Annotated in this window: 11 protein-coding genes; 8 read left to right on the top strand and 3 right to left on the bottom strand. The window is 44.2% G+C overall.

Annotated features, from left to right (window positions below):
- The first annotated feature begins 29 nt into the window (after positions 1–29).
- The 4 genes from ACLI09_RS03395 (at position 30) to ACLI09_RS03380 (ending at position 3,619) form a co-directional block, all read left to right on the top strand.
- A complete protein-coding gene (locus ACLI09_RS03395; protein ID WP_411418183.1) occupies positions 30–383 on the top strand; it encodes a hypothetical protein in 354 nt (117 codons plus the stop codon).
- Complete coding sequence (locus tag ACLI09_RS03390; RefSeq protein WP_411418182.1) at positions 380–1,708, top strand: hypothetical protein; 1,329 nt, start codon at positions 380–382, stop codon at positions 1,706–1,708. The genes ACLI09_RS03395 and ACLI09_RS03390 overlap by 4 nt, the downstream gene beginning before the upstream one ends.
- Positions 1,709–1,836: 128 nt before the next feature.
- Positions 1,837–2,640: an SDR family oxidoreductase gene (locus ACLI09_RS03385; RefSeq protein WP_411418181.1), complete on the top strand. Its 804-nt coding sequence runs from the start codon at positions 1,837–1,839 to the stop codon at positions 2,638–2,640.
- A gap of 67 nt (positions 2,641–2,707) precedes the next feature.
- Complete coding sequence (locus tag ACLI09_RS03380; RefSeq protein ID WP_411418180.1) at positions 2,708–3,619, top strand: helix-turn-helix domain-containing protein; 912 nt, start codon at positions 2,708–2,710, stop codon at positions 3,617–3,619.
- Here ACLI09_RS03380 and ACLI09_RS03375 read toward each other — a convergent pair.
- Entirely contained in the window at positions 3,612–4,598 is a 987-nt protein-coding gene (locus ACLI09_RS03375) for a GlxA family transcriptional regulator (protein ID WP_411418179.1), read from the bottom strand. The two genes, ACLI09_RS03380 and ACLI09_RS03375, sit on opposite strands and share 8 nt — an antisense overlap.
- Before the next feature lie 131 nt (positions 4,599–4,729).
- Between ACLI09_RS03375 and ACLI09_RS03370 the strand changes: the two genes are divergently transcribed.
- Both ACLI09_RS03370 and ACLI09_RS03365 read left to right on the top strand, forming a co-directional pair.
- Entirely contained in the window at positions 4,730–5,716 is a 987-nt protein-coding gene (locus ACLI09_RS03370) for an SRPBCC family protein (RefSeq protein WP_411418178.1), read from the top strand.
- A gap of 175 nt (positions 5,717–5,891) precedes the next feature.
- The gene (locus ACLI09_RS03365) at positions 5,892–7,490 is read left to right on the top strand and encodes a GH39 family glycosyl hydrolase (protein WP_411418177.1); all 1,599 of its coding nucleotides are present in this window, start codon (positions 5,892–5,894) and stop codon (positions 7,488–7,490) included.
- A 135-nt stretch (positions 7,491–7,625) separates the two neighbouring features.
- Here ACLI09_RS03365 and lpxD read toward each other — a convergent pair whose 3' ends face one another.
- Together lpxD and ACLI09_RS03355 are read right to left on the bottom strand one after the other, a co-directional pair.
- The gene (lpxD, locus tag ACLI09_RS03360; protein WP_411418176.1) at positions 7,626–8,621 is read right to left on the bottom strand and encodes a UDP-3-O-(3-hydroxymyristoyl)glucosamine N-acyltransferase; all 996 of its coding nucleotides are present in this window, start codon (positions 8,619–8,621) and stop codon (positions 7,626–7,628) included.
- 225 nt (positions 8,622–8,846) lie between these two features.
- Complete coding sequence (locus ACLI09_RS03355) at positions 8,847–9,314, bottom strand: hypothetical protein (protein WP_411418175.1); 468 nt, start codon at positions 9,312–9,314, stop codon at positions 8,847–8,849.
- 342 nt (positions 9,315–9,656) lie between these two features.
- On the opposite strand from ACLI09_RS03355, the gene ACLI09_RS03350 reads away from it, so the two are divergent.
- Positions 9,657–11,015 carry a GH1 family beta-glucosidase gene (locus ACLI09_RS03350; protein WP_411418174.1) on the top strand — a complete coding sequence of 453 codons (1,359 nt, stop codon included), beginning with the start codon at positions 9,657–9,659 and terminating at the stop codon, positions 11,013–11,015.
- A 24-nt stretch (positions 11,016–11,039) separates the two neighbouring features.
- Complete coding sequence (locus ACLI09_RS03345; protein ID WP_411418173.1) at positions 11,040–12,053, top strand: glycosyltransferase family protein; 1,014 nt, start codon at positions 11,040–11,042, stop codon at positions 12,051–12,053.
- The last annotated feature ends 45 nt before the right edge of the window (positions 12,054–12,098 follow it).

The following is a 12,098-nucleotide window of genomic DNA, read 5'->3' as shown; positions in this document are numbered from 1 at the left end:
AATTATAAACAATTTAATCACATCTAATTATGAAGAAAACGTATCCTCCTTATGAAGTAACTTACATTGCACCTGCTGGTACATATGTAATCTTTGATATCGCATTTATTTCTGATGGCAATTTCGGATCAACATTTGTAAACTTGCCGGGCAGTTTAAAAGACAAACTCATCAAAAATGAAGGGCAATACAATTTAGGCAAGATTGAAGATCTTGCGGTGGAACGCACTGTTATTTCAAGTAATTTCCTGAATCCTGCAGACGAGGAAGATACAATCAAAATAAAATACAGCATTAATGACGAAACTGTAATCCATCAGAACTTGAAATCTGAAGCCGATGATGTGACTATCTATATAATCATAACCTATGTTGTATCATGAAACTAAAATTAATTATAGCAATATTTTTGATGACTTCATTTACATTTGCCCAAAAAAAAATAACGGATATTGCATTACCCACATCTCCGGCCGCATCGGTATTGGGAGTACAGCCCAGTGCCACGTTAACGCCAAAATCGTTTAAAGCGCTCGAGGCCGCGGTATATTCTAATTTTAGTAATGAAGAAGATGGACTTACCATACCTAATGATTTTGGGTTAGAATTCATGCCCTATTGGTTTAAAGACCATGGCATGACTATTACTGAATATCTTGAACCTAAATTTAAAGACCAAATTTTCCGTAACTCTGCATTTTCATTGGCATCAACTCAAAATTTCATGCTCGAAGATGGAACAGCTACTAAGAGTGTAGGCTGGGGATACAGGACATCTGTTTTTTTTAACACTAAAAATTATAATGCTGCGGTTCTACAGGATTTAGATAAAGTTATGGAAATATCAAATATAACTTCGGGTGTTAAGGGGAATTTAATGGGGTATTATGCAAACATTCCTAATATAGATACACAACACAAATACCTTACAGCCCTTAAGCCTGATTTAAAAACTTTTCTAGATACGAACACAGCTATCGTACTAAGCCAAAATGAATATGATATCTTATTTTCTGAAATATATGCCAAGGCAGTTACTATTCCTATAAACCCTGCAAAACCTGCTGATTTTTTTGACGGAGTTAACGAAGTCATTAACGAAAAACTTACTAATGAGGGATATTTCACAACGAAGTTTGAAGACCTAAAGAAAAAAATGCTTAAAAAAGAAGGCTTTGGCGTAGACATCGCTTACGCCATGTTACTGAATTTCCCAAGTAATGACTTTGAATTTTCTATAGTGCCACGCCAGTCTGCATGGCTTGCGCCTTCTTATACCTTTAACAGTAAAAACAATACTACTGCTTTTAAAGGTACAGGTGTATTGCGGTATGAATGGTATAATAAAAGTTATTACACAAAGTATTTCCCCACGACCGAAGTGTATAAAAACAATTTTGACTACGGTGCAGCCATATCTATGGACTATAATAAATTTTCGCTGCAGCTTGAAGGTACAGGCCGCAGCAGCTCATCATTAGAAGAGGTCGGCACAGATGCAAATGGAGAAACGCTTTATAAAAAGAATAGCAATTCAGATTTTCAATACATAGCAACACTAAGCTACCGCCTTACCGACCAAATTGCCTTTTCGTACCAGTTTGGTAATTCATTCAAGCCGATTTTCACCCCTGATGTAGGCACCTTAATATCACTATTGTCACTAAACTTTGGGTTTGGAGGGCCAACAACTTCAAGCGTAAATTAAAACAAAGCCCTGGTAATAACCCGGGCTTTGTTTTAATCCACCAATCTGGAAACAACGAACCCCAATCTGGAAACACCTGCGTTTTTTAATTGGCCCAACTTTGCATTATAAATGTAAAAAATAAAAAAATGCAAAAAACAATTTTTATTACCGGTGCTTCGGCAGGGCTGGGTAAAGCTACTGCCATACTGTTTCAGCAAAAAGGTTGGAACGTAATCGCCACCATGCGCAACCCCGAAAAAGAAACCGAACTAAACCAATTAGAAAACGTAACCCTGTTGCCACTTGATGTTACCAACACCGGGCAAATAAAAACTACAGTCGCCGCGGCTATAGCCACGCAACCCGTTGATTTGGTGTTTAACAATGCAGGCTACGGGCTCATGGGTGCGCTTGAAACCCTTACCGACGAGCAGATACTAAGGCAGGTAAATACTAATCTATTAGGAGTAATACGCGTTACACAGGCGTTTATCCCGCACTTCAGGGAGAAGAAAAGCGGTACGTTTATAAGCACCACATCTATGGGCGGGTTGCTGGCCTTCCCTATGCATTCGCTGTACCACGCCACAAAGTTTGGTATTGAAGGCTGGTCTGAAAGCATGTCGTTTGAGCTTGGCCTGCATAACATACAAATTAAAACCGTGGCGCCGGGTGGCATAGTAACCGAGTTTTTAGGCCGTTCGCTGGACCGGACCCTTAACCCCGATTACCAGGAACTGGAAACCAAATTATACAACATTATGGATGATATGATGGAAAATGCCAGTACCGCAGCGCAAATTGCGGAAGTGGTTTACGAGGCCGCTACCGATGGTAAGGACCAGGTACGCTATGTGGCCGGCGAAGGTGCTAAGGCAATGTATGCAAGGCGCCTGGAAATAGGCAGCGAGGAATCAAGAAAAGAAATACGTAAAATGATTTTGGGGTAACCCTATCATAAAAAACAACAGGCAACTGCATAAAATTCCCGCTGCCTGTTGTATATTTATACTGACTATGAATATTATTAACTCTATACCCGAATTCCACAGGCTGGTTTCATTGCCGGAACCAATGCACCCCCTGGTAAGCGTTGTAAGGGTTGCGGATATGCGATTTACCAATGCTGCTGTGTGGGAGCGTTTTGCCCTTAATTTTTATTGCATCTCCTTAAAAAGGGATGTGGCAGGCAAGGTAAAATACGGCCAGCAATACTATGATTTTGATAAAGGGTTGATGACATTTACCGCCCCTAAGCAGGTACAGCAGCTTGATGTGCCGCATACCGATATACTGCAGCAAACATCGGGTACGGGATTAGCACTGCTTATACACCCCGATTTTTTGCTTGGCCATCCGCTTGCCGTGGCAATTAAAAATTACGGGTTCTTTTCGTATGCCGTTAATGAGGCACTGCACCTTTCGGAAAAAGAGGAACGCGACATTGCCGAACTTTTTAAAAAAATTGATGATGAGTACCAGCACATCGACCGGCATACCCAGGAAATTATACTTTCGCAGATAGAGCTGCTGCTTAACTATAGCAACCGTTTTTATGAACGGCAGTTTATAACCCGCAAGGCCGCTAACAGCAACCTGCTGTCGCGGATGGAACAACTGCTTAATGAATGTTTTGATAATGAGGAAACCCTAAAAAACGGAGTCCCTACGGTTGAGGCAATAGCCGAACGCCTGCACCTTTCGCCACATTACCTAAGCGATATGCTGCGCCAGCTTACAGGCCGCGGCGCGCAGCAGCACATACAGGATAGGCTTATTGAAAAGGCTAAAGAGTACCTGTCTGTAACTAACCTGTCTGTCGCGCAAATCGCTTACCAGCTGGGCTTCGAATATCCGCAGTCGTTCAATAAGCTGTTTAAAAAGAAAACAAACACCTCGCCACTGGAGTTCCGGCAATCGTTTAACTAAAATCTGCCACACGCTCCCTGTTATACTTATTCCTGTACTCCAAAGGCGACATCCCTGTAATTTTCCTGAACACCTCCCGAAAGGCTTTCATATCGGCATAGCCCACATCATACATCACCTCGTTAACCGTTTTGCGGCCGGTTTCAAACGCCCGCTTGGCCGACTCTATTTTTACGCGCTGGGCATATTCCAGCGGGGTATTGCCTGTGGCCTTTATAAACCTGCGGTCAAAATTACGCCTGCCCACCGCAAACTTTGCCGACAATGCCTCTATCGAAATCTTTTCCTGAAAATTATCCTCAATATACTCCTGGGCATCGGCCACTACCCCATCGCTGTGCTGCTTTTGCCCTTTAAATATTATAAATTCGCTCTGGCTGTTGCGGCCCATTTCTATCTGGAACACCTTACTGCAATAAATGGCGGTCTCCCGGTCAAACTTTTTCTCCACCAAGTATATAATGAGATTAAGGAATGAAAACGCGCCGCCGTTTGTATAAATCCCATTCTCATCGGTTATCAATTTATCTTCCCGTAAATTCACTTTTGGGAACCGCATCCTGAAGTTATTGGCGGCGGCCCAGTGTGTAGAGCAGCTTTTACCGTCGAGTACACCCGCCGCCGCAAGCAGGTAGGCACCCGTGCAGATGCTGGCTATCTCGGCGCCCTTTTTATATTGTACCGAAAGCCAGTTGATAAGCCCGGTATTATCTTTAACCGACCGGTCGTAATTATGGTTAAGCGAGGGAATGATTATTAAATCGGTTTCAGCAACCGCGCTAATATTAATATGGGGCTTTACGGTAAAAAGCCCGTCATAAAACCCAACCTCAGCAGACGTCCCCGCAAGCTGGATATTATAGCCCTTGCCTCCGTTTTGTGTAAAGTATTCGTTGGCGCGCACCAGTATTTTATAAGAGCCTATAATACTGCTCAGGTTATTTTCGCCATCGGGCACGAGTAGGGTTATGTGTTTCATGTTACTTCATTTTCTGTAAATGTAAAAATTCACATTGTCTAAATCAACCCGTTACAATGTCTATTTTACACACCTTTAAAGAACTATTGAGATAGTACATTTGTATAACAAATCTTTTAAAACATAATATCATGCTGATAAATTCCACAATTGTGCTAACCGTCTTGGCTTTCACCATTGCTACTGATAATGACGAACAAACCATGAAAACAACCGATTTTACCCTGACCCTTACCACCGATAAATCTCCTGCCGAAGCCTTCGCCGCCATCAATAACGTAAAGGCGTGGTGGAACGAAGATTTTAGCGGCGCTTCGCAAAAGTTAAATGATGAATTTGACGTGCGCTTTGGCGACGTACATTATTCACGGCAGAGGTTAACAGAGGTTATTCCGAATAAAAAAGTTACCTGGCTGGTTACCACAAGCCGCCTGAGTTTCCTTAAAAACCATGGCGAATGGACCGGCACTACCATAACTTTTGAAATTACTGAAAATAATGGTAAAACCGAAATAAAGTTTACCCACCACGGCCTCACACCACAGATAGAATGCTATAAAGACTGCAAAAACGGGTGGACTCAGTTTCTGGAGCACAGCCTTATCGACTATATCAATACCGGCAAGGGCAACCCAAATGTGCTCAATACCAAAGTGGCCGAAAAAGCCGCTGAAAGCCATGAAGACTATACAACATCCTTTGAAGTAACCCAAAGTGTGGGGGCTGTTTTTAACGCGGTAACCAACCCAAGCGGCTGGTGGAGTGAGGAAATTACAGGAGGCGCCGCAAAGCAGGGCGATAAATTTTACTACCATTATAAAGACATCCACAGCTGCACGATGGAACTGGTTGAGGTTGTTCCCAATAAGAAAGTGGTATGGAAGGTTCTGGATAACCACTTTAATTTTACCAAAGACAAAACCGAGTGGCTGGGCAATACCATAAGCTTTGAGATAGCTGAAAAAGACGGTAAAACACAACTTGTGTTTACCCACCACGGCCTTGTGCCCGCCTACGAATGCTATAATATTTGTAACGATGCCTGGACGGGCTATATAAATGGCAGCCTTAAAAACCTGGTGGAAACCGGTAAAGGGCAGCCAAACGGTAAAGAATGAGTGTTACCGGCTAATTTTCTTCAAAGCCCATTTTTTATTTTTCGGGATATTCTTTCATTAATTTAAGCGTTTTCCTGTCAGAAAACTTTTCCCTGGCATGGTGTAGCTCATTAAATTGCTTTTGGTATATTTAACCTTAAGTAATTTATTGCAAAACATACTATATAAAACCACCATGTTACAAACCAAACCGAAGCTAAATTATCATTCATTAACAAAAATACTTATAGCAACCGTAGTAACGCTACTACTTTCTGCCGGGGGAACATACGCGCAAAACCGTACCATTAATGTAGACCTGAACAAGGAAAAAGGCGCGCTTAACACCCAATATAAAACCTGCATCGGCGCCGGCCGTGCCTATGAAGGCCTCCGTGCCGACTGGCAGCAACAGTTGGCCTATGTAAAGCAGGAATGCGATTTTAAATATATACGCATGCATGGCCTTTTAACGGATGACATGGCCGTGTACCATGAAGATAAAAACGGCAACCCAGAGTACAATTACCAAAATATAGATGCGTTGTACGACTACCTGCTCAGCATTAAGGTAAAGCCGTTTGTAGAGTTGGGCTTTATGCCAGTGCAATTGGCCAGTGGCAGCAAGACCATTTTCTGGTGGAGAGGCAACGTTACGCCGCCTAAAGATTACAATAAATGGGCAGGCCTTATAAAAAATATGACGGAGCACTTTACCGAACGTTACGGAGCCGAAGAAGTAAAAACATGGTACTTTGAAGTATGGAACGAACCCAACCTCGACGGTTTTTGGGCAGGTAGCCAGGAAGAATATTTTAAACTGTACACCTATGCGGCCAAAGCAATAAAAAGTGTAAACAAAGACTATAAAGTAGGTGGCCCGGCCACAGCAGGCGCGGCATGGATACCTGAAACCATTGCTTATTGCACCAAGAATAATGTACCCATTGACTTTGCCAGTACGCACTCCTACGGGGTTAAGCAGGGGTTTTTAGATGAGTTTGGTAATTCAGGCACTGTATTGAGTAAGGACCCAACTGCGGTTAGCGGCGACATCATCAATTCACGTAAGCAGATAAAAGAATCGGCATTGCCCAACCTTGAACTGCATTATACTGAGTGGAGTTCATCGTACACCCCCGCCGACCCCATACATGACAGCTACCACGAAGCGGCTTATATACTCGAAAAGATAAAACAATCGGGCGATGCGCCAAACTCTATGAGCTACTGGGTGTTTACCGATATTTTTGAAGAGGCCGGGCCACGCTTTAAGCCCTTTCATGGCGGGTTTGGGCTACTTAATACGCAAGGCATTAATAAATCAGCCTTTCACTCATACCGCCTGCTGAACAAGCTTGGCAATACTGAATTGGCTAATTCCGATACCGGATCATGGGCTACAAAAGATGCCAAAGGCGGTGCACAGCTACTGTTATGGGACTTTACCAATACCCACCCGGGCGATGCCGTAAATAACCAGGTGTATTACGCGCAAAACCTTCCGGCTAAAGATAAAGGTACTGCCAACATTTTGATAAAAGGCCTGGCAAAAGGCATGTATAAGCTGGAAGTGTATAAAGTAGGCTATAACGCAAACGATCCTTACACGGCCTACCTGCAAATGGGGCAACCCGGCAACCTTACTAAAGACCAGGTTGCCAAACTAAAGAAAATAAGCAACGGTGCGGCTATTTCTTCCGAAAGTATTAAAGTAAAAGCCGATGGCACATTTACAAAGCAGCTGCCATTGCGGGAAAATGATGTGTATTTTTTGAACCTTGTGAAGGAGTAAAAGCGTAACACGCAATCCCTCTTAAAACCTGCTCTTAGAAATTAATTATACCACAGAGATTATAAAAAAATCAGGTAAGGCCATAAAACAAAAAACCCGCCTTATCAGCGGGTTTACTGTTATATGTTTTTTAAATTATACTTTTCCTTCGGTTAACCTTTTCAGGGTAGCCCATTGCTTCAGGGTAGTGCGCGCCTCAAGCGCGGGGTAGCCCAGGTAGGTTTTACCGGCCGGCACATCGCCTGTAACGCCGCTTCCTGCACCTATTACCGCCCCTGCCCCTATGGTAGAGTGGTCTTTAATAGACGCGCTTCCGCCAATGATAACACCGTCGCCCAGCGTTACCGAACCGGCAAGCCCGCTGGCACCCGCCATAATACAGAACCTGCCCAGCACGCTGTTGTGGCCTATTTGCACCAGGTTATCTATCTTGCAGCCGTCGCCTAAAATGGTAGAGCTAAACTTGCCCCGGTCTACGCAGGAGTTTGCCCCTATCTCTACGGCGTTGCCTAAAATTACATTGCCTATTTGCGGTATTTTAGCCAGCCCCCTTTCCGGGCACGGCCTGAAACCAAATCCATCGGCACCTATGGTTGCATTGGGGTGCAGTATGCAGCCTGCGCCTATATGGCAGTTTTCCCGCACTACCGCGCCCGGCCAAAGCGTAGTAAACTTGCCTATGGTACAGTTGTCAAGCACGGTAACATTAGCATACAGCGTTACGCCATCGCCCAGCTGTACCCCCGGCCCCACATAGCAGCCTGCGCCAATACGCACGCCTGCCCCCAGTGTAGCGGTGGGATGCACCGTAGCGTTTGGGTGAATGTCTTCGTCAAAAACGGGTGGGTCGCCGGCAAACAGTTCCAGTACCTGAGACATGGCAAGGTCGGCATTGCTTACCTTTATAAACGCCCGGTTCTCACCCGGCGGTATGGCTATATCATTATTTACAACAGCTACTGATGCCTTAGAACCTGCCCACAGTTTTTCATATTTTTTATTCCCTATAAAAGTAACCTGGCCTTCTTTAGCCCGTTCTATCTGTTCAGGGGCAGTTATCGCCACTGTGGTATCGCCCACAAGTTCCCCTTTTAAAAGTTCGCAGATGTGCCGTGCAGAATAAGATTTCATAGGCGTTTTTTTAGATTTTATGTTATACAATTACAAACTGTACTACCGGTTTGAATATTAAATAAGAAATTGCTAAAGAAAACGCTAAAGAAGAAAAAATATTTTAAAACTCCGCAATTTCGGGCGTGTTTTTTTAAATGTTTTTATTTTACAGAATTATTTTTTGCCATTACATTAAAGTACCGCTTTAATAATGGTGTGCCGTAAAGGGCAACGATTACAAAACTACAAAGGGCAGTACTGCACCTCAAAGGTACCGTTTACATAATTTTCTGAAGCGTCAGAACCTTCAGCCCTTACCCTGCCTTTAACAGTAGTTTCGGTTATGGCTGTAATTTCAATTTTTATTTCGCTTGTACTTTCATAATCGCCATTCGCTTTTTTAAATACCAAAAAGGCATCTGCACTGTCATAGCTGCCTATAGCTGCAGGCATGCCCATATATACGGGCGACGTAGTGGCGGCAAAGCAATCAATATCGGCAGTATCAAGATAAATATAATAACTGGCTACACCGCTAAGGGTTATGGGCCTGGCATAGCCCCCGCCCAACGAAAAACTACTGCTGTAAACAGTTCCGGAAACCGGGTTATTTGAAAAACCAGTGTTTTCGGAGGAAGCCGAATCATCGGTGGAACTACAGGACACAAATACTAAAGCACCTGCAAAGAGACGGAAAAAGATTTTTTTCATGAAAATAATATTAATTAGTTGGTCAAGCCTTACTTATAGTAAGATAAAGCCAAATATACTATTAATTGCCGGAAAGCAAAACCGCTAATCAGAAATTAGAAACCAGAAGGCTAAATGCAGAACTTCGAAACGAAATCAGAAATTAACATTTCTTAACAATTACATCATTTAGTATTTACAATTTATTGACGCCCATAGGGTTATATTTGATAAAACTTAAGCGTCATGAAAATCTTCCGCATTAATTACTTCGCTATGTTCAGGGAGTGGCTGTTTTTAAAAGCCATGCAATCCTTTTTTATTCATTAAAAATGTGTTTGGCCTGCACAACGGGCCGTGTGGATGGAGCGAATGGAAAATTTTATTTTAAACAAATCACAGTTTGGCAACAATTTTCTGTGGGGTGTTTCTACGGCTGCTTTTCAAACGGAGGGCGCACACGATACTGATGACAAGGGGCTATCCATCTGGGATGTTTTTACGGCGCAAAAAGGCCGGATAAAAAACGGCCACCACGCGCAGGACGCCTGTAATTTTTACCACAATTATAAAGACGATATACAGCTTATAAAGCAGCTTAACATACCTAACTTCAGGTTTTCGCTGTGCTGGCCGCGCATTATCCCGCAGGGTACCGGTAAAGTGTCGCAAAGCGGTATTGACTATTATAACCGGGTTATAGACAGCCAGCTGCAAAATGGCATTACCCCCTGGGCAACCATTTACCACTGGGATTTACCCCACGCCCTCGAACTTAAAGGCGGGTGGACCAACCGCGACAGCGTGGCCTGGTTTGCCGAATATGCCGATGTGTGCGCACGCAACTTTGGCGACCGCGTTAAAAACTGGATGGTAATGAACGAGCCATCTGTATTTACCGGTGCAGGCTACTTTTTAGGCATACACGCGCCGGGCAGGCGGGGCCTGGGCAACTTTCTCAGTGCCGTGCACCACGTTACACTAAGCACAGCCGAAGGTGCAAGGGCAGTTCGTGCCGCCGTGCCCTATGCTAACCTGGGCACTACATTTTCGTGCACGCAGATAACCCCTGCATCTGATAAGGAAAGGCATGTTGCTGCCGCAAAACGGGTAGATACACTGCTGAACCGCGCTTTTATAGAACCTGTTTTAGGCATGGGGTACCCTGAGGCAGATTTGCCTGTACTGAAAAGAATGCAGCGCTATATGAAGCCCGGTGATATAGAGCGTATGTCGTTTGATTTTGATTTTACCGGTATACAGTGCTACACCCGCGAGGTAGTACGGGCATCGTTCTTTACGCCTTATGTAGGGGCACGGCTTATCGCCGCAAACAAGCGCAATGTGGCTACTACCGAAATGGGCTGGGAAGTATACCCCCCCTCTATATACCACCTCATAAAACGGTTTGATGCCTACCCACAGGTTAAGAACATTATCATAACCGAAAACGGCGCGGCCTTTCCTGATACTGTTGTTGATGGAAAGGTAAACGATGTAAAGCGTACCAAATATATATATGACCACCTGCAGCAGCTGCTTAAGGCAAAAGAGGAAGGCGCACGGGTAAACGGCTATTTTGTGTGGAGCCTGACCGATAACTTTGAGTGGGCGGAAGGCTACCATACGCGTTTTGGGCTGGTACATGTGGATTTTGAAACCCAAAAGCGCACCATAAAGCAGTCCGGCCACTGGCTGGCAGGTTTTTTGAAGGATAATTAGTACATTATTTTGTAATATAGCAAGATGGAAGATAGCAGTAAGACCCTTAAGATATTATACGCGGTGCAAGGCACGGGCAATGGCCACCTGAGCCGCGCCATGGATGTAATTCCGTGCCTGCAAAAGCACGGTGATGTTGATATACTGGTAAGCGGTATACAGGGTGACCTCGAGTTGCCCTTTAAGGTGAAATATAAGCTAAAAGGCCTGAGTTTTATATTCGGCAAAAAAGGCGGGGTCGACCTGTTTAAAACCATACTCAGGGCTAACCTGCCCAAGCTGCTGCGCAACATCCGAAAGATACCGGTAGAGGATTATGACCTGGTAATAAACGATTTTGAGCCGGTTACCGCATGGGCCTGCTATTTTAGGGAAAAACTTTGCATATCCATAAGCCACCAGGGCGCTGTGCTTAACAAGGCGTTCCCGCTGCCTGCTGAAAGCGACCGTAAAGGCAAGCTGATTTTAAAAAATTATGCACCGGCGGATTACGCCTATGGCTTCCATTTTTATGAGGCGGGCGATGATATATTTACACCCGTTATCCGCGGGCATGTGCGCAACAGGGACATTACAAACAAAGGGCATTATACAGTATACCTTCCTTCTTATGACGATGACATGCTTATAAAAAGCCTTTCGGACTATCCGCGTGTAACCTGGGATGTGTACAGCAAGCACTGCAAAAAGAAAAAAACGCACCAAAACATCACCATAAGCCCTATTGACAACGAAAAGTTTACAGCCAGTATGGCGGCATCGGCCGGGGTGTTGTGCGGGGCGGGTTTTGAAACCCCTGCCGAAGCGTTATTCCTGGGCAAAAAACTGATGGTAATACCCATGCGCAACCAGTATGAGCAACAGTTAAATGCCGCTGCACTTAAAAAAATGGGCGTACCGGTACTAAAAAGCCTGAAGCCAAAATACCTGGGCAAAATAAACGACTGGCTGGAAAGCAACACCATTATCCCGGTAAATTACCCGGACAGGACACAGGAAATTGTAGATAGTATTATAGCGAAACACAGGCCTCAGTAATAGCTTCAAAAAGTTTATTATAATAGATTGCCGCGGTCGTTCCTC

It is taken from the genome of Flavobacterium sp. RHBU_24, from assembly GCF_046613695.1.
GTDB lineage: Bacteria > Bacteroidota > Bacteroidia > Flavobacteriales > Flavobacteriaceae > Flavobacterium.
This window is presented reverse-complemented; position numbering and strand designations above follow the sequence as displayed.